Raw genomic sequence first — 24070 nt, forward strand, 5'->3', positions numbered from 1 at the left:
TGGGATTGTGTATCTGGAAATATATATGTTTGTTTAACTTAAAATACAATCACTAAAATGGCTGAATTAAACGGAAAAGTTCTTCCAGGCAAGATATTGGTAAAGCCTCAGGAAGCAGAAGAAAAAACTGCCAGCGGTATTATAATCCCGGACAGTGCCAAAGAGAAACCACAGCAAGGCAATGTAATCCTTGTAGGTGAAGCGAAAAAAGACGAACCAATGGTGGTAAAAGAAGGAGATGTTGTGCTGTACGGCAAATATTCCGGTACAGAACTCAGCATCGAGGATGAAGATTACCTGCTCATGTCGCAGCAGGATGTGCTTTACATTCTATAATAAATTTTAAAACAGAAAAAATACAATACAATGGCAAAAGAAATCAAATTCAATGTAGATGCGCGTAATCGCATCAAAGAAGGCGTTGATAAACTGGCCGATACGGTAAAAGTTACCTTAGGACCAAGAGGACGTAACGTAGTTATTGAGAAAAAATTTGGTGCTCCCCAGGTTACCAAAGACGGAGTAACTGTAGCTAAAGAAATAGAGTTGTCAGATGCATACCATAATGTGGGTGCACAAATGGTAAAAGAAGTTGCTTCCAAAACCAACGATGATGCTGGTGACGGTACCACAACTGCTACAGTGCTGGCGCAATCGATGGTTACCGTAGGACTGAAAAACGTAACTGCAGGTGCCAACCCAATGGACCTGAAACGTGGTATCGATAAAGCCACCCGTAAAGTGGTTGAACACATCCACTCATTATCAGAAGAAGTAGGTGACAGCAGTGAACGCATTGAGCAGGTTGCCCGCATTTCAGCCAATAACGACGCTGAAATAGGTAAACTGATTGCTAATGCTATGGACAAAGCTGGAAAAGATGGTGTTATTACTGTTGAAGAAGCCAAAGGAATTGAAACTGAGCTTCAAACTGTTGAAGGTATGCAGTTCGACCGTGGTTACATCTCACCTTACTTTGTAACCGATACTGAAAAAATGCAGGCAGAACTTGAGAATCCGTATATCCTGATTTACGATAAAAAGATCTCAACAATGAAGGATCTGATGCCTGTACTTGAACCTGCTGCACAATCAGGCAAACCCTTATTGATTATTGCAGAGGACGTTGACGGCGAAGCACTTGCTACGCTTGTTGTAAACCGCTTGCGTGGTTCATTGAAAGTAGCGGCTGTTAAAGCTCCTGGCTTCGGTGATCGCCGTAAGGAAATGTTAGAAGACATTGCCGTACTTACTGGTGGAACAGTTATTTCAGAAGAAAAAGGTATGAAACTCGAAGGTGCTACCCTCGAAGACCTTGGAACTGCTGAGAAAATCACCATAGACAAAGAAAATACTACTGTAGTAAACGGTAGCGGAGAAAAAGGACAAATCGAAGCACGCGTTAAGCAAATCAAACAACAAATCGAAAACTCAACTTCTGACTACGACAAAGAAAAGCTGCAAGAGCGTCTGGCTAAATTAGCTGGTGGTGTTGCTGTACTTTATGTTGGAGCTGCATCAGAAGTTGAAATGAAAGAGAAAAAAGACCGCGTCGACGATGCGCTTAGTGCAACACGCGCAGCCATAGAAGAAGGTATTGTTGCCGGTGGTGGTGTTGCTTATATCCGTGCAATTAAAGCACTGGAAGGCCTCACAGGCGATAACGAAGACGAAACCACAGGTATGGAAATCGTAAAACGTGCTATTGAAGAGCCATTGCGCCAGATTGTGCACAATTCTGGTAAAGAAGGCGCTGTTGTGGTTCAAAAAGTTAAAGAAGGCGAAGGCGACTTTGGTTACAATGCCCGTTTGGATGAGTACCAGAATTTACTCGAAAGCGGTGTAATTGACCCAACCAAAGTAACTCGTATCGCACTCGAAAATGCAGCTTCTATTGCCGGCATGTTCCTCACAACTGAAGCCGTAATGGTTGAAGAAAAAGACGATGAAGCTGACGCTGCTGCTGCAGCTGCTGCCGCAGGCGGTGGCATGGGCGGCATGGGCGGAGGCATGCCCGGAATGATGTAAATAAAACCATACAGATATCATTCATTATTAAAGCTGCTCTTTTCAGGGCAGCTTTTTTTATATCAAAAACATAAAGCTTCCTGTTTTGTACAAAACATTACCCATAATTAAAAAACTGATTATTCAAATGCACCCGGCAAACTGAATTATAGTTAAAAACAAATAAAGGCAATACCCATTATAAATAAAGCACCTCCGGGCAATTCCGAAAGTGCTTCATTGAAAGTATAACTTGATCGGTCTGTGTTGTTCGGTTACATATGATGAATAAATTCATCGACAAGTTTGGCAATTTCTTCTTCCTTACCGTAAAGGCGTTCGCTCAAATCTTTGTCTTCGTAAGCTTTCAAATGATCTACAAAACGGTCGATAACGCCGGGAGGGAAAACGCCATTGGCCTCAAATTGTGCTCTCGCGGCCTCAAGCTTATCAGCTGATTCGTAACATGACGTAGGCAAGCCTTTAAGTTTTTCAAGTTTGTCTTTATGTTCTTCGTCAAAGATATTCACATCCATATAGAGTTTCTCTGCCAGGTCAAGGCCGTTTTCCATTTCCAGACCATGCTGTGCAGCTACTATGATACCTGCTACAAAATGATACAGGTCGGCAGAACCATCACCAGACCGCAACTCTACGGTTTGTTTTACTTCATTGACAGCCTTCAGATTTTTATCCTGTGGGTTCTCCAACGCGGCCATTTTGTTGGCTTCTCCCAGCCAACCAAGTGGTACACGCACCAGCACAGAACGGTTACGGTCGCCCCAGCAAATGTTTGTGGGGGCCTCCTGATGAGGAACCAAACGCAGGTATGATGTAGGAATAGTGTTTCCAAAAGCAGTTAACGATTCAGACATATCAAGTATTCCCGCTATCATTTTACGTGCATCATCACTAAGTTTTCCATCTTCGATCATCATATTACGGCCGTCTTTTTCGAGCATCATGTGAATATGAAGCCCGCTACCGGCCTTACCTACTGTGATCTTAGGTGCAAAACTCAGCAGTAAACCATATTCATCGGCCAGCATGCGCAGTATCCATTTGGCAATTACCATTTGATCTACAGCATCCTCTGCCGGAACCGGCAAAAACTCAATTTCTTGTTGTTCATATATGTATTTATCGTCGGTAAAATTACCAACTTCTGAGTGAGCGTATTTTATTTTACCACCGGCCATGGCTATAAGCTCCATTGCATCATCTTTAAAATCCTGGAAATTGCTAAACGGACCTGATTCATGATACCCGGCCTGATCACGGGCCGGATAAAGGTTCCCCATTTCCCTGGGCATTATCAGATAATACTCAAGTTCGCCCATAGCGCGAAAGTTATAACCTGTTTTTTCTTTGAATGATTGTTGGGCCTTTTTGAGAATATACTCCGGAGCACTTTCAAGTGGTTTACCTTCATTGGTGTAAAAGGCACATAAAATATCAACGCTGGGGTGTTCACTAAATGGATTAACAAAAGTGGTTTTGTACCGTGGTACAACATATAAATCAGAAGAACCGGCTTCTACAGACGAAAATAAGGAACTACCATCAACCCGCTCCCCTGATGAGAGAATGGAATCTAAGTGTTCTTTTCCGGTTATGACAAAAGTTAATTTTTTCAACTTTCCATCTTCAGCAATATAACGGAAATTGATCATTTCAATTTCATTATCCTCCACAAACTGAATGATATCATTCTTAGTAAACTCGCAAGCGGGCTTTTTTAAGTATCGCACCAGCTTATTCGGATTCAGGGAAATTTCACAATCTCTCATGGGATATAGTTTTATATTATTGATCTAACATTTCAAACGTTTGCAATATACATGAAAAAATAAGGCCTCATCAGCCTGTTTTTTTCATTTTGTAACTCCAAAAATAGCAGACAGAAATGTAAATACCAATGAAAACTGATTAAATATAAACATTGCGTGCTTTTAAACAGTTTTCAAATTTTTCATTTACCCTTTACCATGGGCACAAAAGAAAAATTACCATAACTTGATTTGATAAATTCTCCATCTTCCTGCTTTTGCCACCTTTGCATTTCCTGTATGCTACGCTCCCCAATTGGAGCAACAATATAACCCCCGGGCTTCAATTGGTTCAGAAGTGTTTCCGGCATATAGGGTGCACCGCAGGTAATTATTATTTTATCGTACGGGCTATAGGCTTCTTTACCTTCATACCCATCGCCCAGAAAAAATTGAATTCGTTTATATCCCATTTTTTCCAGTATTTGCTGCGATTTTCTATACAAATCACGATGTCGTTCGATGGTATAAACCCGGGCACGCATTGCAGCTAAAATGGCAGCCTGGTAACCTGAGCCTGTACCTATTTCCAAAATTTTATCACCTGATTTCATCTCAAGTAATTGCGTCTGAAAGGCCACTGTAAAAGGCTGAGAAATTGTTTGCCCCGATCCAATGGGAAAAGGTTTATCATCATAAGCATGTTCTGTAAATGCCGAATCGAAGAAAAAATGGCGTGGCACATCACGCACAGCCTCTAAAACCTGCTGATCGGTAATTCCTTTGTGAGCAATTTCTTTAACAAGCTGATTACGCATGCCTTTATGTCTATAGGTATCTTGCATAGCCAATTTTTTGGGGAGCACGAATATACAAAAAAGGCAGGAACAGGAATAAATATCATCAAAAACTTCGTTCTACATTTTCCGGACAACATCAACTCATTAACAAAACTTTAACACACACAGTTAATAAAAAAATAAAAGCAAATAACTATATAATAACACATTAGGACCGTTAACAATGTATGTACACAAGCTCAATATAAACTAACAAATGTAAGATATAAGTAATTTAAATTTCATAAATTTGGTTATTACTGCAATAGCCTATGTTTGAGTCATACGAGTTAACGGACAAATTTTCCCGTCGCCGTGAAATTGTTTTTGTCATGCTGGCAGGTCTTTTCCTTGGGACACTTGCTATGTTAAATATTCTCGGCATTTCAAGACAACTGGATTTATCATTTACTTTTTTAGGGTTTAAACTTCCGGTATATCTTTTTGTAGGCGTGCTGCCATACCCGATAACGTTTTTGTGTACTGACTTTATCAGTGAGCTTTACGGTAAAGAGCGCGCCAGAGCCGTTGTACTTACAGGTTTACTGATTAACATCTGGGTGCTGTTTATCATGTGGATTGGTGGTGCATTGCCCATAGTTCCGGAAATGGAACCGGGAACAGTTGTCCCTTCCTTAGATGATCCGAGTTATGCTTTTTATGAAATCAGAAGATTAACTTTTGGGGCAACTCTGGCCTCGATGATTGCTTATTTAACAGCTCAATTTGTTGATGTTCATATATTTCATTTCTTGAAAAAATTAACCAAAGGCAAGCACCTGTGGTTAAGAAACAATGGATCAACACTTATAAGCCAGCTTGTTGACAGTATTTCTGTAACTCTGATAACATATTACTATGCAAAGGCCATTGAAATAAAAGAAGATAGTGTCTACCATACACTACTGGTGCTTATTGTCTCAGGGTATGTTTTCAAATTGTTATCGGCTTTACTTGATACTATCCCATTCTATATAGGTGTAAAATTTTTATCGAAGTATCTCGATATAGATCCAAATAAAAAATATCACCCGAAGGAAAAATAATGAAAACCATCAACTACATATCAAAAATACTGAACATTAGAGCAGAAGAAAGATCAGCTGTTTTTCTTCTACTTGGACAAACAGTATTTCTGGGTATTTTCCTGGCACTATTCGACATTTCCACCACCTCGCTTTTTATCAATACTTTTGGTGAGTCAATGATTTCTAAAGCTTTCCTGGTATCAGGTATTCTGGGCTTTGCATTATCTGCCATTTATTATCGCTTGCAATCTATGTGGAAATTCTCCAGGCTTATTATTATGAACCTGCTTACCATAGCGGTTATTACGTTTTTGCTTCGGAGCTCTTTCTATTTTAGTGATAGTGAAGCCCTTGTGTTTAGCGCTTTCATTTTAATGGGACCTTTAAACCTACTTGGTGTGATTGGTTTCTGGGGCATGGCTGGTCGGCTATTCACCTTAAGGCAGGGCAAAAGGCTTTTTGGATTGATTGACACTGGACAGATCTTCGGTATGATTATGATTAGTTTTTTGGTGCCCGTTTTATTGAATGTCCTTAATAGCAGTAAAGATCTGCTATTTATTAGTGCAATAAGTGTTTTTATAGCGTTTGTAATACAGATTGTAATAGTTAGAAAATTTAATCTCAACCAGATACGAGGCCAATCAGATAAGGATGAAGAAAAGCTTAAAGTTCAAGATATCTTTCGTAATCGCTATATCAGGTCAATGACTTTTTATGTGGTGTTTTCGGTACTGGCAGCGTTTTTCATGTTCTACATTTTTCTGCCTACAACCAAAATGCTATATCCGGGCGACAGGGAATACACTGTTTTTTTGGGAATGTTTACCGGTACCCTTATGATCTTTACCATTCTTATTAAAACAGTAGCATATGAAAAAATCACTAAAAATTACGGCCTTCGTGTTAACCTACTCCTCCCTCCCATACTTTTAGGACTTTTTGTGGTATTGAGTGTGGTGGCAGGCCAAATATTTGGCGTTTCTCCTGAGGCTACAAGTTTTGTATTGTTTTTCCTTTTTGTTGCATTGGGACGCCTGTTCTCGGTCTCTTTAAAAAATGCTATTGAAACACCTTCACAAAAAATTCTCTATCAATCGCTTGACAAATCAATCAGGTATAAAGTGCAAGTTGCCATCGATGGCATGGTAAATGAGAGCGCAGCGGTGATAGCCGGCCTGCTTCTGTTTGTAATGAGTTCTCTCGGGGTTTTCAATATTACACATTATGCATACTTGTTAATGGCCATTGTAGGCGCATGGGCTGTAATAGCTTACTTTGTTTACAAACAATACAGAGCCTCACTGGGAGCTACACTTGAAAGCGAAACCGAAAAAATTGTGGAGAAAAAAGCTGAAAAAATTAATGAAGAACTTTTAAAATACCAGAATAACTCAAGCTCCGGCAAAAGAAAAAGCCTTCAACTATTTAAAGAAACTTCTCCGGCTAAACTAAAAGATTTTTACAAAAACTGTTTATCATCAGATATTAGTGAAACGCACCAATCAATTTTGCTGGATATAGAGAAAAACACGGCTTTTGAACTCATCCCCGACTTAAAATCGTTTGCAAAAAAGACCGCAAATAAGGAGCTAAGGGAAAAAGCCCAAAAAATTGCCGATAATTTTGAAAATTTGCTTCAAGCACACCAGCAAGAGAAACAAATAAAAGCCTTAACCGATTCTGTCTATCGCGACGAAAGAATTCTGGCTGCTCGTCTTATCTCCCACCTGGCAGAACCCTCGCTTGCAAAGCATATCATTATTTTGCTTCGCGATTATGACCCAAAAGTAAGAATAGCTGCAATAGAGACTGCTGCAACACTTAAAGAGCCTAATAGCCGCGCTGTAATTATTGATTTATTGGCCACAGATCAATACAATTTATACTGTTTCGAAGCACTCAAAAAATATGGTGAAGATGCGCTCGACGAACTTGAACAATTCTTTTATAAATCAGGCCTTAACCAGTTCATACAAATACAAATTATTAAATTATTTGCATTCATTGGTAAAAAAGCCACCAATTACCTTGTAAATAAACTCGAACTTACGAATCAGCATATCATCGATGAAACATTGAAAGCATTAATTCACATTGATTTTAAACCAAGAAATGAAAGTGAAAAACAAAAACTTATCGACTTACTAAAAGAACAAATCAGGGTGATGGCCTGGAACATGAATATCAACATAAACCTCTCGGAAGAAAAACATGGCATTGCCATAATTAATGCATTTGAAGAAGAAAAGAACAGTACGCAATATAAAATTCACATCATCCTTGAATTATTATACAACAAACAATCATTAGGGCATGTAAAACACAACCTTGACCAGGCCACTTCAGAGAGCATTAGTTACGCCATAGAGCTGCTGGATTTGTTTGTTGATGAAGAAATTAAACCAGTTCTTTTCACACTTTTTGAAGACGTCTCAGAGGTAGAGAAAGTGCGGCGCTTACAAGATCACTTTCCACTCAATAAAATCACAGAAAATACATTGCTTTTCGATATTATAAATCGTGACATTAATTTCATATCAAGATATACCAAAGCTTGTGCATTAGCCAGCCTGCAAAAGTTGGAGTATGCAGCCAATGCTACTACAATAGCCCAGGTTTTCAATCCAGACACGTTATTGCGCCAATTAGCAGTAAAAAGCCTGGCAACTTCAGATAGTGAAAAATATCGTGAGGTGCTTCAAAGACTGGACCGACAACGCAGATTAGAATTGGAAAAAACAGCCATGAAAGAAGCAGACCAAACGATTTATGGGATAATCAATAAAGTAAGAAACTTTGAGGTTTTCAAAAACCTGAATAGCAACGAATTAAGTAGCGTGATTGAAGAATCGGCAATCTACACAGTAAGGCGTGGTGATAATTTACAAATTAAAAACTCAGGCCTCGATTTTCTTATCATGGTTGCCGGAACTGCAGAAATAAATCTTAACCAGGAAAAAAACCTGTTTGATCAAGGTGATGTAATTGCATCAAAATATTTTGATGAACAAAATGAGCTGATCATAGAGGCAAAAACAGCAGCAATTGTACTATATGTGCCCTTTATCATTGCACACAGATATATCACTAACCCGAAGACACAATCATCATTAATGACTAGAATTATTTAACAGCTATGAATACAAAAACCAACAAAAAAAGGAGACGCTACACAACAATTTTTAAACAACTGATTTTAAATGTTATATTTCCAGTTGTTGTTGCACTTGTGGTACTTGCAAGTTTGAATTACTATCAAACTCAAAAAATTCTGCGTGAGGCAAATCAAACCAAAAACTACATCATATCCAATGAAATAAAACACATCATGGAACTTCAGGATGTAGGACTAGAGGCAATTGAAGAGCAAAAGAACAAAGTACTTAAAGCGTTTAGTTACAAGTTAGTGGAAAAGTATTTTGCCAACACAAAAAACCTAGAGCAAGCCAATTTAAAATCTATCAGAAAAGAGCTTGGCATGGACTCCGACTATTATGACATCTATGTCATAAACAGGCAGGGTGAAGTGGTTAATACAACTTTTGACAAAGACCTTAACCTCAACTTCTTCGACTTTGGCGAAGATCACAAACAATACCTTTTAAATATTTTTGACAAAGGCCAGTTCGTAAGTGAGCGATTTGCCATTGAAGCCTCAACCAAAAGGCTTAAAAAATTTACTTATCATCCCACGCTCGACAACCAATATATTATAGAGCTAGGTGCCTATTCTCCCAGAGCTGATGAGCTTATAGCCAGAATTCAAAATATTTTGAGAACCATTGCCGAGAAGGAAGCCAATATTATTTCCGTAGATTTATTTATAAGCGAGGAAAAACCCTTTTCGCTTACAAACAACACCATAAGCTCACAAGATTCGATAATGCTTCGGAAAACCTTTGCAAGTAAAGATACCAATACCATAAAAGTACAAACCGACACATCGGCCCTTTACTATGAATACATCTATATGGAAAGGGAAAACACAGACCTGTATAAAAAATCAGTCATCAAAATAGTGTCAGACCGAAGCAGAGATAAGCAAATTCTCTTTAATGAACTCGTCAAATCAATCAGCATTTCTTTAGTAACCATATTGCTGGTAATCATCATCATTTATTACAAAACAAAAGTAATTACAACTCCCATCAAACGACTTGTTGAAAACGTAAATCGCATAGCAAAAGGAGACCTGAGCGACAGGGCACTTATAGAAGGCAGCAACGAAATTGCCACACTTTCAAAGCACTTTAATCAAATGATTGAACGTATTGAAGAGTACTATAATGTGCTGGAACAAAGAGTAGCAGACCGCACCAAAGAAATTGAGCAGCAAAAAGAAGAAATTACAGCCCAACGCGATGCACTTGCAGACAAAAACCAACGAATAGAGGTAGCATACAAAAAAATAGAGGAGCAAAACTTACATATAACCGACAGTATAAAATATGCTGAGCAAATACAAAAAGCACTTTTACCACCTGAAAAAGTTCTATTAGACAGCTTCCCTGATTCATTTGTACTTTTCAAACCCAAAGACATTGTAAGCGGAGACTTTTACTGGACACGCCGTATTGAAGATAGACGCATATTTGTGGCAGCCGACTGCACCGGACACGGTGTACCCGGAGCATTTATGAGCCTTTTGGGTATTTCTTCACTAAATGAAATTGTAACCCCTGACCGCTCTGATGATGCAGCTAAAATTCTCGATCGCTTAAGAAAATACATCAAAAAATCATTACGGCAAACCGGTAAAGAAAAAGAACAAAAAGATGGTATCGATCTGAGCCTGTGTATTTATGCCCCTGAAAAGAAAAAACTGGTTTGTGCAGGAGCAAATAATTCAATAGTGTTAATTAGAGATAATGAAATAGAGCTAATTAAAGCCGACCGGATGCCCATTGGAATTTATCGGAAAGAACATCCCTTTACCAACCACGAAATTGACGTCAAAGACGGGGATATAATATACATGTTTTCTGATGGATATCAGGATCAATTTGGTGGTCCGGAAGGTCGAAAATTCCTTGCTAAAAACTTCAGAAAGTTGTTGCTGAAAGTGCACGGGCTACCCCTGGAACAACAGCGTAAAGAGATAGATATCACAATCAAAAACTGGATGAAAGACGAAGAACAAGTAGATGACATACTGGTAGTTGGACTAAAACTATAAAAATTTGATTATGAATCCACAAAAAATATTTGTGAGTTGTGCCACCCAAAGTGAATTGGTATTTGAAAACTGGATTAGAAAATTCTCCAATACTATCAAACTGCTATTAGAAAACTATATGAATAGCAATATTGATATTGTAACAAGTTTCGATAAAAATAAAACTCAATTTATCGAACAGGCAGATACAATTTTAATGGTGGTGTCATCAGGCTATTATACCGATAAAAATGCCCGCAAAGAAATAGAACAAATTCAAAAGCTTGAAAAAAACACATCAAAAACCATTTACAAGCTAATTTTTACCGACAATACCGAAACAGCAGATAAAGATGAACTAAGTGCTATACCTTATAATTTTTATCTGGAAAACCCATTTGGCCAAATCGACCTTAGCAATCAGGATGATTATGTGTCGGAAAAATCGTTTTGGTTAAAGTTGGTAGATTTCTCTATGGCCGTTTGCCCTGAATGCAATTTAAATTTAAAAGATAGCAAGCACCGGGTTTTTATTGCCGAAACAGGCCCCGACATGCAAGATAAAAAAGACGCTTTAATTAGGGAACTACAACACAATGGTTATGGGGTTATTACCGTCGGCCAGGAAAAACTCACACCAGATGAAACAAAAAAACAAATTGAAAAGGCATGCGAAGAAGCTGATATAATTGTACACATAATAGGCGGTGTAAAAGCCAGAGACGCAGACGGAGAAGATATAATTACCTTACAAAACAACATAGCTGCCGGGCATTGTGAAAAAACCGGAAAAGAAAACCGCTTAATATGGATACCGGAAGACTTGCTTATAAAAGACGAGAACCAAAGATTATTGATAGAAAAACTTAAAAGAGACAATACTGCTTTGCCAGGGGCCGAAATTGTGCAAATCCCTACAGAAACGTTCAAAGACATTTTACTCCACAGATTAAAAGAAAAAGAAAACCCAATTAAACTCAATGGCACCAAGCAAAATATCGCATACCTAATCTATCATCCACACCAGAAAAATAAAATTAGGGAAATAAAAGCACAATTCGAATCTGAAAACATTAGAGTGATAGATACGCTGATTGCTGAAAACAAAAAAGAACTGCTTTTTCATCACTGGCAAAGCCTGATTATTTGCAATAGTGTAATATTACTCTATAACGAAAATTACCCGGAATGGCTCGAAAGTAAAAAGAAAGATATTATTAAAGCTACAGGACTGGGCCGTAAAGCCCCAATAATGCACAGAATATTACTATTAGAGCCGGGCACAAAACCTGATACAAAACTGAAAAAAGAATTCGAAATTGTGGAAAACAAAAAAGAAGCCCTTAACGGGTTAGCCAAAAATCTGATTAGCAAAACTGAATTATAGCATATGAGCCCACGTTCTAACAATAACAGCAAAATGTTCAATCCCTTTCCAGGATTAAGACCATTTTCTACGTCCGAAAGCCATCTCTTCTTTGGGCGCGAAGGTCAGAGCGAGGAAGTATTGAGCAATTTATCACAAAACAAATTTGTGGCAGTAGTTGGTTCCTCCGGAAGCGGGAAATCATCACTGATGTATTGTGGAGTTGTACCAATTCTTTATGGAGGCTTTATTACAGAAGCAGGTTCGAAGTGGAAAATAATCTTATCGCGGCCGGGTAACGATCCCATTGGAAATTTGGCTAAAGAAATAGCCCGGGTTAACAAAAACAGCGCACAAGACAATTCCGAAAACAATTATAACCCGAAGCTTATAAGGGCAATTCTGGAAAGCAGTTCAAAAGGTTTGGTAGAAGCCCTTAAACAAACAGGCAGTAAAAATGACCAAAATTATCTCATCTTAGCCGACCAATTTGAAGAGCTTTTCCGCTTCAGAAAAAAGTTTGGCAATGAAAATGCTGTAAACGAATCCTTTGCCTATGTCAGGTTAATCATCAACGCCATCAAACAATCAGATGTGCCCATATATGTGGTAATGACAATGCGCTCAGACTTTATTGGCGAATGCGCCCAATATCAAGAGCTAACCGACATGATTAACACCAGCCATTACCTAATTCCGCAAATGAACCGGGACAATTTCAGGTTAGCAATAAAAGGCCCGATAGCTGTTGGTGGTGGAAAAATATCAGAAAAACTGGTCAATGAACTCCTCAACGACCTTGGTGATAATCCCGACCAGCTACCGATTCTGCAACACGCTTTAATGCGCACCTGGGACTTCTCGATGAAACATTCGGGAGGGAAGGATGAACTGGATATAGTGCATTACGATTCCATTGGACGTATGGAGAAAGCACTCTCCAACCACGCCAATGAAGCTTTCAATGAACTATCGCCTCAAGAAAAAGAAATATGCGAAAACATGTTCAAAACCCTTACAGAAAGGGGAAACGACAACAGAGGCATCAGGCACCCGTCCAGCGTAGAAGAAATTGCCGCCATAACCAATGCTGACGAAGCTACAGTTATAGAAGTTATAGAACATTTCAGGGCACCCGGGCGGTCATTCCTGACATCTGCCGACAAGACGCTCAAATCGACATCAATCATAGACATATCGCATGAAAGCTTAATGCGTATTTGGGACAAGCTAAAAGTTTGGGTAGATGAAGAAGCAATGGCCATTCAAATGTACATGCGTCTTTCAGAAGCAGCCGCCATGTACCAGGAAGGCAAAATTGGATTATGGCGCCCGCCTGATTTGCAGCTGGCCCTTAATTGGCGTAAAGAAAAACAACCAACCCTAACATGGGCCAAACGCTTTTCTCCGGCATTCGAGCGGGCTATGGTTTACCTCGAAACCAGTGAAAAAGCGCACCTTGCCGAAGAAGAAAACAAAATCCGCCTGCAGAAGAAAGCCCTTAGACGATCACGCATATTCGCGATAGTGCTTGGTTCGGCGGCAATTATTTCACTGGGTTTTATGGTGTATGCCATAACCATGCAGGCTGAATCCAACAAGCAGCGCATTATTGCAGAACAACAAAAAGAAGAGGCAGAAATACAGCGTAAAGAAGCTGAAACACAAAAAGAACTTGCCCTTCAGAAAGAGCAAGAGGCGCAGGAACAACGCGAAATTGCTTTAAAAAATGAGAAAGAAGCACGCGAACAAACGAAAATTGCAGACATGCAACGAAAAATCGCGGTAGCTAACCTAAAAGAAGCAAATCGGCAAAAAGAAATTGCAACTCAGCAAACCCAGGAAGCTCAAAAACAAAAGCAAATTGCCGATAAAAAATCGCAGGAAGCCCTGTTTGAGAAAAACAAAGCCGAACAAGCACAAGAAAGAACCAAAGAGCTACGAATGCTCTCTATTGCTCGCTCCATGGCTGTTAAATCTGCACAAATGGAAGAGAAAAAGGACCTCAAGGCACTTTTGGCTTATCAGGCCTTTCAATTCAATAGGCAATATGGTGGAGATTTGTTTAATCCCGATATTTATGATGGCCTTTACTACGCTATAAAAGCAAAAAACAACCCTGATTTTAACACTTTTAAAGGTCATACAGATGCTGTAAGAGCATTAAAATTTAAGCCTTCAAACAACAATGAATTATATAGTGCAGGCAGCGACGGCGACATCATGCAATGGAACCTGCAAGACAACCTAAAAGGTAGAGATAAAATATATGCTAACGATGAGATAATCAGAGATGTTGCTTTTAGCCCCAACGGACAATTGATGGCCATTGCTGATGACCATTTTAATGTAAGTCTTGTTGATTTGAATAGTCAGAAAGATTCCGTTTTATACAGACACAAAAATATTATTACCTCGTTAATATTTGCCGACGACCAAACCATCATTTCATCGAGCACAGACAGTACAATTATCATAAATAATATTTTTTCGGGCGATCGAAAACAAATGGAAGAAAATGCCCAAATATGGGATATGGAACTGGCTCACCACATGAATAAATTGCTCTGTTTAACAAATCAGCCAGCTGCAATAATGTTAGATCTAACAAATTACAAAAAAAATACTTTCTATAATGGCCCAAAAACTTTTTATGCCGGCACCATAAGCAACAACGACAGCCTGCTCGCTTTAGGCGGAAAAAAAGGCTCAATTACAATTTTCACAATCAAAGATCTCATGCTTTCTAAAGAACTCAATGCACACAATGCAAGAATAAACGACATAGCCTTTAGTCACAACAATGAATATCTTGCTTCGGTAGCATTCGATGGTACAGCACGCATTTACCAGACACAGAATTTCGACAAAACACCCTTATTAATAAGAGACTACAGTTCGTGGGGTATGGCATTATTATTCAACAACGATGACAACGAATTATTTACCTCATATGTAGACTCCAACATCAAACGCTGGGATCTGGATTGCAACATCATGGCCAATAAGCTTTTACCTCACATTCAGCGCAGTATGACCCAAAAAGAATGGGAAACATATGTAGGAAAAGATATTCCGTATATCAATACTATTGAACACTATAAACAATAAGTCAACATGACTGCACAAATCAAAAATAAACACTTATTACACAGGCTATATTTGCCGCTTGCCTTGTTGATAATGAGTTTTACAGTGTTGCCATACAACGCTTCAGCGCAATACCAATGCACACAAACACTTAAAGCAGCAGAAAAAGCCTACGATGAAGGCCGAATAGAAGAAATACCGGAAATGCTGGCAAGCTGCATAGAAAGAGGATTTTCACGAGAAGAAAAAATCAGGGGTTATAAATTGGTAATTAATGCTCATTTGTTTAATCAGGACCTGAACCAGGCATCTCAAAAAATGCTGGAATTCCTTAGGTTTCATCCGGAATATGAACCTTCTGAAAACAATGAACCTGCCGAATTCTTAAGCCTCTACAATAAATTTGAAACCTTACCCTATTTGTCGATTGGTGGCTATGGAGGAATTAATTTTAGCAATATTACTGTAATAAAAAGCTATACCATAAGCAGCACAAGCGAAACCCATTATGAATATCAATCGCCCGGTTTCCAGTTTGGAATAAAATTCAGCAGACCCATCTATAAAAATATAGCTATTAGTGCTACACCGGGATTTGTGAGACATACTTTCCGGTATACAGAAAAGGCACTTGATTACAGCACACTCACCATTTCTGAAAACCAGGATTACATTGTGCTGCCTTTTTCAGGATCGTTTATTTATCCAATTAAAAAGTGGCATCCCTATATTAGCCTGGGGATCTCTACCGAAGTTCTTATGGGCGCTACAGGAACACCCGAAAGAACATATACAAACAATGCACAGCAACCCGTATCAGGCACCGACATTGATCTTACCGATATGAGACAAAAACTCAATATTTCTCTATTTGCAGAAATTGGTTTAAGGTATAAAATTCCACACGGATATTTCTTTGCTTCTGGCCGATACTACCATGGGTTGCTAAATCAGGTGAATGAAGATAAAAGATACAGCAACTCCGAACTCAATTATATCTACTATTATATTGATGACGACAGAAGACTGAACAACTATGCCATAAGCATAGGATATATGTACATGCTCTATAAACCCAACCGAAAAAAATAGCTTGACTCATGCAAAAAATATTTGTGATTTTACTCATTGCGCTTTTAACCATATCCTGTCAAACAGATGATTCAGGTGAAACTGCTAATAAAGAATCCTTCATGCGGCTTTACGGCGGTTCTTATAGCGATGAAGGTCATAAGGTTCTGCAAACCACAAATGGTGGTTACTTCTTAACCGGATCTGTAAGCGATGAGAATGAACTAACCGATATGTATGCACTTAAAATCAACAGCATGGGCGATGTAGTCTGGCAGGTTGTAATAGGCGACTCTTTAAACGACTACGGATCATCTTTTTGCATATCAGAAGATCAATCAATACTGTTTGCAGGCACTACCACAATGCTTAACACTAATAAAACCAATGCGCTGGCAGCTAAAATTTCTTTTGATGGAAATGTGCTATGGAAAAAAACCTATGGCAGTATAAATAATGAACAAATAAAAGATGTAATTGCAACCAGTGACGGTGGATATATGTTAACCGGTTTTATTAACACAGCAGGGCAACATGACATATTTTTGCTAAAAATTTCGGCCACCGGAGATAGCCTGTGGACAAAAACATATGGCGGGCCGGAATTGGATGAAGCCAACTCAATATGTAATAGCCACAATGGCGGGTATATTCTTTTTGGTACCAGTGAGAGCTTTGCTGAGCCAGGGCAGGCATCTGCCAATATGCTGGCCCTTGAGGTCAATGCCAATGGAGTGCCTATTGACCGCAGCACCTTTGGCGGAGAGCTGGATGATTTTGGACAGTCGGCCCAAATGACCAATGATGGTTACATATTTACAGGTACAACCAACAGCATGGGAGCCGGTGACTCTGACGTTTTTGTTGTTAAAACCGGAAGTAATATTCATGACATCGAATGGAGCAAAGCTTTCGGAGGAAGAGAAACAGAGACCGGGAATTGTATTGTACAACTAACAGATGGAAACTATACCGTTGCCGGGAGCACAGAAAGTTACGGAAATGGTAGTAATGATGCCTACCTGTTATTAATCAGTGATCAGGGAAACCTGATATTGGAAAAGACATACGGAAGTACAGCCTCTGAGTGGGCCAACTTTCTTACCCAAACCTCTGATGGAGGCTTCATCTTTACAGGAGCTTCAAACCATGCAGAAAACAGTATGATTACACTTATCAAGGTCAACAAAGACCTGGAGCAACATTAACTAAAAACCATGCATAATGTCGTTAAACATTATGATATAAAAAAACAGCTACTATGAAAACATTTCTACTCATAATCAGCGGGTTACTTGTTTGGAATACACTTTCTGCACAAACTATTACAGATGCAGCATATAATTCCAACACAGGAGCACTTACCATAAACGGGTCAAGTTTTAACAGCAGCGGAAACGAAAACGTATTCCCAACCAGAATAACCATCAAAGGTTACAATGCTACAACCTACACCCTAACCAATGCAACGCCGGTAGGTGATGCAGGACCAAATTCTGTAACCCTCAATATAGGAGGCATAGACAGAGCTTATATGAATGCTATACTTGATCAGGATGGCACTACCTCATCTTTTTCTGATGACTATGAACTCATAGTAGACACACTTTGGAATGAAGCCGGCTCTGACTACCAGGATGGTATAGCTATTACTGTTTCCAATTTTGCAGCCCCGCAAATTACAGCTGCTGAATATTACTACAATACGGGAAAGTTTGTATTTACATGTACCCATCTGGCCTCTGACCTAACTTCAAATAATGATATTAATGTAAGTCATTTTAGCATTAAAGGTTTTAACAATAACACCTACACGCTTGGCACATCAACATCTGATTTGGAAGTTACCAACTCTACAAGTTTCACTATATATTTAGAGGGCGATGATAAATCCGGCGTAGATGATCTGCTTGACCTCGAAGGCACTGCAGCCTCCGATGGCACAACATACAATATTAACGCAACAGAAAACTGGAATGCTGCATCTACCGCAACTGATTTAGACAATACAACACCCGTAACTGTCTACAATGTGCCGCTACTCTCAGATGCCACAGCATCAGACACCGATATTTGCCCGGGTGAAAACATTACCCTGAATGCTAATCCTTCAGGTGCCACCGGAACATATTCGTATGCCTGGTCATCTATTCCTTCAGGCACTTATACAAACACCGAGGACCTAAGCGTTTCGCCTACCGAAACCACAGCCTACTATGTTACAGTAACTGATGGTGCAAAAAGCCATTCTTCCAATGTTGTTATATCAGTGCGACCGCTACCTGAGCTCTCCAGCACCAAATTCCCGGATCCGATATGCTCCGGGACAGTATTTAGCTACACCCCGTCAAGTAGCCAAAATGTGACCTCTTTTGCCTGGCACCGGGAAGATATTGCCGGAATAAATGAAGCTGCTTCGAGCAATACAGGCACCATATCAGAAACACTGACCAATTCGACCAGCAGCCCCGTTACCGTAAAATATTATTATGAATTGACTTCCAATGCAGGTTGTGTAAATACCGATTCCATCAGCTTTGATGTAAATCCCAACGGGCAGGTCAATGATATTTTGGACCAAACCGTATGCAATGGCAACAATACAAGCACCATTAATTTCACAACCAATAACAGTGGAGGAACAACTACTTACGAATGGAACAACGATAACAATTCAATCGGTATTGCGTCGTCCGGCACAAACGATATTGAGTCCTTTACAGCTATAAACAATGGAACGGCTCCTACAACCGCTACAATTCAAGTTACGCCAACTTTTGAAAACGGTGGTATTAGTTGCGCCGCCACAACGCCTAAAAACTTCACCATAACAGTAAACCCATCGGCGCAGGTCGATGATATAACCGACAAAATAGCTTGCCATTCAGAAACAGTTCCCGAAATTGTATTTAGCACTTCAAACACCGGTGGAACAACCACCTACTCCTGGTCAAGCTCCACAGAAGCAGGTTTCGGAACAGGCGGTAATGGAAATATTGCAGAATTTACTGCCACCAATACAGGCACCACACCAAAAACAGCTACTGTAACGATCTATCCGGAATATACAAACAACGCTGTAACCTGCAACAGCACCACAAAAACCTTCGACATTACTGTTAATCCCAATGGTCAGGTCAATGCCTTAACCGACCAAACTTTATGCAATGGTGAAACAACAAACTACATTAATTTCAGCACAAACAATTCTGTTGGGACCACCACGTATGACTGGACCAACAGCATCCCGGCTATTGGCCTTACCTCCAGCGGAAATGATGATATTAATACTTTTACAGCGCAAAATACAGGCACAAGCCAAATTAATGCAAAAATAAAGGTAACTCCCAAATTTGTTTTTAGCAGCAAAGAATGTATCGGTGTCCCCGACTCACTCTACATCAATGTAAATCCTTCACCTGATGTTTCGTTCACAATGCCACAAACAACCTATAGTAATGATGCACCTGCTGATACCATCACCGGGGCTACGCCTTACGGCGGCATATTTTCAGGCCCCGGCATCATTGCCAGCGACAGCACATTTCACCCTTCAAGCGCGGGAGACGGAACACACACCATTAATTACACATATACAAATGCCAATAACTGTTCCGGCACAGCCACAAATACAGTGAATGTGGTACCCCCCGGAGGGTCAATTATAAGCCTTGAGCCATATTATTGCGATTATGCACAGCCAGATATAATTATTGGCCAACCAGAAGATGGAGGAACGGTCAATTGTATCGGATGTGGCTTTCAGGCAGAAAGCTGGCTTATACCCGTCGATGATACAACAGCCATTATCGATCCTGCTACTGCGCCCAAGGGAGACATAACCGTTATTTATACTTTTGAACAAGGCGGAACCCTTTTCGATGTAGTGAGAACAGCAAAAATTCACGAAATCAAAAACATCACAAGTTTTAGCGGACTCAAAGACAATTATTGCATCGACGGAGACACAACACAGCTTAATGGTTACCCTGATGGAGGAAGCTTTAATGGCAAAGGCATAACAAACGTAAGTATTTTTGATCCTGAAACAGCAGGCATAGGAAATGACACTGTTAAATACATCTACCAAATTGCATCAACGGTATGCAGTGATACCGCAATAAATATTGCCACCGTACACGATCTGCCAGCCCCAACATTTGCTGCAGAAGTCCAATATTGCGAAAACGGTAGTCCTGTGAGTTTAACTGGTGTTCCTTCAGGTGGTACTTTTAGCGGACCAAACCTCTCGGGAACAAATCCTGTTACATTCACACCCACCTCCTCTATCGCGGGAATAAACACCATAAGCTATACCGTCACTGACACAAACGGATGTACAAACACTTTTGATCATCAATTTGAGGTTACACAAGTAGCAAATGTTGGCATTGAATCCATAAATGCAAGCTATTGCATCAATGGTGATACCGTAGCATTAAGAGGAGAAGTAGCCGGAAGTTTTGTAGGAAGTGGAGACTTTTCAGGCGCTGGAATAACCGATAATACAGCAGATGACGGACTGGGGAATTTCATACCTTCAGACGCAGGTATAGGTGGGCCATACAACATCAATTTTACATACACGGATGCCAATAACTGCCTGGCTACCAGCACTGAGTCGGTTCTGGTAAGGGAACTGCCTACCGTTTCTATCAATAACCTGGAAAGCCTTTACTGCATTGGATCCCCGGACGAAATAATTACAGGTGTGCCGCAAAGCAGCAGTGGTACCTTTGCATATGTAGGAGATCCAAACGATCTGAATAACTATGGTGATGGAACGGCCAATTTCAGACCTGATCACATTAACGACACAGGATCCGTAAGCTATACCTACACTGACGATTATGGTTGCACAAACAGCTATAGCCAAAATGTTACTGTTGCTCCCCTCCCAAACGTGAATTTTGAATCCGATTCTGTGCTTTGCCCCAACGGCAGTCCAATCCAGATTATAGGGGAACCTACCGGAGGCGCATTTACAGGGCCCAATATTACAGGTACAGATACCGCCACATTTACGCCTTCTACCACTCTGATCGGGGACAATAACATAACCTATACCTATACAGATGGCAACGGTTGTACAAATACATTTACCAGAGTAATTCAAATTAATGCACTACCACTACTAAGTATTGAAACTATTGCATCAAGTTACTGTGTAAACAATGATTCAGTACTCCTCAGAGGAGAAGTAAACGGTTCTATCTCGGGTGATGGATATTTCTTTGGAAATGGAATATATGATCCCGACTCACTCGACGGACAGGCATACTTTTACCCGGATTCCGCAGGTATCGGAGGTCCGTATCAAATAACTTACACATATACCGATACCAACAACTGTGTTGCATACCTGGACCCACCTGCCAATGTACAGGTACGTTCTTTGCCCACGGTATCCATCAGTGGATTGAGCGATACATATTGCGAAGGAAGTGCAACCTCAACCATTACAGGTATTCCAAACGACAACCCGGGTGTTTTTGCATATTCAGGGCCGGCACTTAACCTTATAGACAACAGTGATGGGACAGCGGACCTTAGACCGGATTCAGCAACACTGGCCGGTATCGTTTCCTATTCATACACCGATAACTTTGGTTGTCAAAATACAGCCAATGAAACCATTAAAGTATCTGCTCTGCCGGTTGTAGGATTCACTACATCATCTTATTGTATAACCGACACCATATTCTTCTATGACACTACAATTTCAGAAGAAACAATTGCTTCCTGGTCCTGGAGCTTTGATGATATAGCTTCAGGAAATAATGCATCGACTTTACAAAACCCCAATCATTATTACGAATCTGGAGGCGATAAAGAAATAATACTTGAGGTTACCACAATAGATGGTTGCAATGCGGACCTGATAAAACCAATTGAATTAAATTCCGGACCAAGCATCAACTTCGCATGGGACAATGAATGTGCCGGAACCAGCTCAACACAATTTATTAACCTTTCTGATGATACAACACAGGTTTTATGGGAATTTGGCGACGGGTCCACCTCCACAGAAGTTAATCCAAATCATAATTTCAGCCAAATAAATACCTACGATGTCATACTGCACGTAAACAGCGCCTTTGGCTGTCAGGATTCCCTGATAAAAACACTCAACATAAGACCATACGTAAGAAACTATCCCTATTTGCAAGATTTTGAAACTGAGCAGGGCGGTTGGAATATTGATGTGAATATGCAAACAAGTAGCTGGGAATTTGGTACGCCTGAAGGCGTAATTATAAACTCGGCATATTCAGGTGTAAACAGCTGGTGTACAAACCTAAAAGGCAGCTACTATAATAATGAACTATCATCGATAACCAGTCCATGTTTTGACTTTAGCAGCATGAAAAAACCCATGATAAAGATGAATATATGGAGTGCAACACAGGAAAATATGGATGGTGCAGTACTGCAGGCTAAAATTGTCGATGAAACGGATTGGTTTAACATTGGCGGACTGAACGACGTGATAAACTGGTACAATGGAGTGGGGCTTCCAGGAAACCCGGGAGGAAACCTTAATGTGGGTAGCTACGGATGGACAGGCATTGATACAGGCTGGACAGAAGCGCGCCATAAACTCAATCAGCTGGCTGGCAAAACCAATGTTAGGTTCCGTGTATCTTTTGGTTCTGATAATAGCGGCAATACTGATGGCTTTGCATTCGACAATATCTGGCTTGGAGAACGCAGCCGTCAGGTAATAGTAGAATCTTTTACAAATGCCGCCTCCATGGGTAGTGCAAGTGTAAACCCAGACTTTAACACCTTAATGGCTGATAAATCGTCTGATGTTATAGATATTCAATACCACACAAGCTTTCCTGGTTTTGATGAACTAAATGACCAGAATCCCTCTGATCCGAGTGCCCGGACAACCTATTACGGCATTACTGACGTGCCATGGGCAGTAGTAAACGGAAACGTAATGCATACTTCAACAACACAAGTTATGAATAACGCACAAACACTGGACGAGCAAGCCCTGCTTGATCCTTTGTTCCGGATAGAACTGGAAACCATTAAAACCGACAATGAAATTGAGGTAAATGCTGAGATTAAAGCATTGCAGGGATTATCAAACCGTAACTTAACTGCACAGATATTGATTATTGAAAATGAGATTACCGAAATAACCGGAGAAAATGGTGAAACTGAGTTCCTGAGTGTATTAAGAAAAATGCTACCCAATGCCGGAGGAACCAACCTGCCAGAAAACTGGAATGCTGGCCAGAGTGAACAAATGAGTTTTTCGTGGCAATTTGAGCATGTGTACGATCCTGCTAAAATAAATGCGGTGGTATTTATACAAGATGAAACTTCTCAGCAAATATATCAGGCCGCTACAGATGATTCTACAGCCAACCAAAACGGCATTGGACACAATCTTATTGCCATAAATAAATCGGATGGTTTTATCATTTACCCCAATCCGGCGAGCGATGAAATGATTATACTCTTAAAAGATCAATTGCAATCAACCGGGCAAATCAATATTTACAACACTACAGGAAAATTAGTCGAGCAGAAAATGGTACCTCCCGGCATATACAAAGTTCCGATGAATATTTCTCATATAAAATCAGGTCTTTATATGGTGCAGATAAGAGAAAACCAAAAAATAATTGACACTCGCCGGTTTATTAAGGGATTGCAATGAAATAAGTAAGCCGTTTTAACGAAGTTATTTTGTTCTTTAGCAACTTGAAAATACTGCGAAT

General features: G+C 40.0%; 12 protein-coding genes. 10 read left to right on the forward strand and 2 right to left on the reverse strand.

The genetic code is table 11. The features are described from left to right. Positions 1–57 precede the first annotated feature (57 nt). Both ACTB0Y_RS01970 and groL read left to right on the forward strand, forming a co-directional pair. On the forward strand, positions 58–336 hold the full coding sequence (locus tag ACTB0Y_RS01970) for a co-chaperone GroES (RefSeq protein ID WP_463205109.1): 279 nt from the start codon (positions 58–60) through the stop codon (positions 334–336). Positions 337–366: 30 nt separating this feature from the next. Then, positions 367–2028: a chaperonin GroEL gene (gene groL, locus ACTB0Y_RS01975; RefSeq protein WP_463205110.1), complete on the forward strand. Its 1662-nt coding sequence runs from the start codon at positions 367–369 to the stop codon at positions 2026–2028. 254 nt (positions 2029–2282) lie between these two features. On the opposite strand, the gene ACTB0Y_RS01980 is transcribed toward groL, so the two are convergent. Continuing rightward, positions 2283–3797 carry a glutamine synthetase family protein gene (locus ACTB0Y_RS01980; protein ID WP_463205111.1) on the reverse strand — a complete coding sequence of 505 codons (1515 nt, stop codon included), beginning with the start codon at positions 3795–3797 and terminating at the stop codon, positions 2283–2285. A gap of 182 nt (positions 3798–3979) precedes the next feature. Further along, positions 3980–4621 (reverse strand): protein-L-isoaspartate(D-aspartate) O-methyltransferase, encoded by a 642-nt coding sequence (locus ACTB0Y_RS01985; RefSeq protein WP_463205112.1) that lies wholly within the window; start codon positions 4619–4621, stop codon positions 3980–3982. A gap of 266 nt (positions 4622–4887) precedes the next feature. Between ACTB0Y_RS01985 and ACTB0Y_RS01990 the strand changes: the two genes are divergently transcribed. The 8 genes from ACTB0Y_RS01990 to ACTB0Y_RS02025 are packed head-to-tail and all read left to right on the forward strand — an operon-like array spanning position 4888 to position 24009. Beyond that, positions 4888–5661, forward strand: a complete 774-nt coding sequence (locus tag ACTB0Y_RS01990) for a queuosine precursor transporter (RefSeq protein ID WP_463205113.1) — start codon at positions 4888–4890, stop codon at positions 5659–5661. Continuing rightward, positions 5661–8777, forward strand: a complete 3117-nt coding sequence (locus ACTB0Y_RS01995; protein WP_463205114.1) for a HEAT repeat domain-containing protein — start codon at positions 5661–5663, stop codon at positions 8775–8777. Before ACTB0Y_RS01990 ends, ACTB0Y_RS01995 begins: the two co-directional genes overlap by 1 nt. Positions 8778–8782: 5 nt before the next feature. Then, on the forward strand, positions 8783–10822 hold the full coding sequence (locus tag ACTB0Y_RS02000) for a SpoIIE family protein phosphatase (RefSeq protein WP_463205115.1): 2040 nt from the start codon (positions 8783–8785) through the stop codon (positions 10820–10822). Positions 10823–10832: 10 nt separating this feature from the next. Then, complete coding sequence (locus tag ACTB0Y_RS02005) at positions 10833–12188, forward strand: hypothetical protein (protein ID WP_463205116.1); 1356 nt, start codon at positions 10833–10835, stop codon at positions 12186–12188. A 3-nt stretch (positions 12189–12191) separates the two neighbouring features. After that, positions 12192–15278, forward strand: coding sequence for an nSTAND1 domain-containing NTPase (locus ACTB0Y_RS02010; RefSeq protein WP_463205117.1), 3087 nt, complete (start codon positions 12192–12194; stop codon positions 15276–15278). A gap of 6 nt (positions 15279–15284) precedes the next feature. Continuing rightward, positions 15285–16349: a porin family protein gene (locus ACTB0Y_RS02015; protein ID WP_463205118.1), complete on the forward strand. Its 1065-nt coding sequence runs from the start codon at positions 15285–15287 to the stop codon at positions 16347–16349. A gap of 8 nt (positions 16350–16357) precedes the next feature. Further along, a complete protein-coding gene (locus ACTB0Y_RS02020; protein WP_463205119.1) occupies positions 16358–17536 on the forward strand; it encodes a hypothetical protein in 1179 nt (392 codons plus the stop codon). 53 nt (positions 17537–17589) lie between these two features. Then, complete coding sequence (locus tag ACTB0Y_RS02025; protein WP_463205120.1) at positions 17590–24009, forward strand: PKD domain-containing protein; 6420 nt, start codon at positions 17590–17592, stop codon at positions 24007–24009. Positions 24010–24070 lie beyond the last annotated feature (61 nt).

It is taken from the genome of Salinivirga sp., from assembly GCF_055145285.1.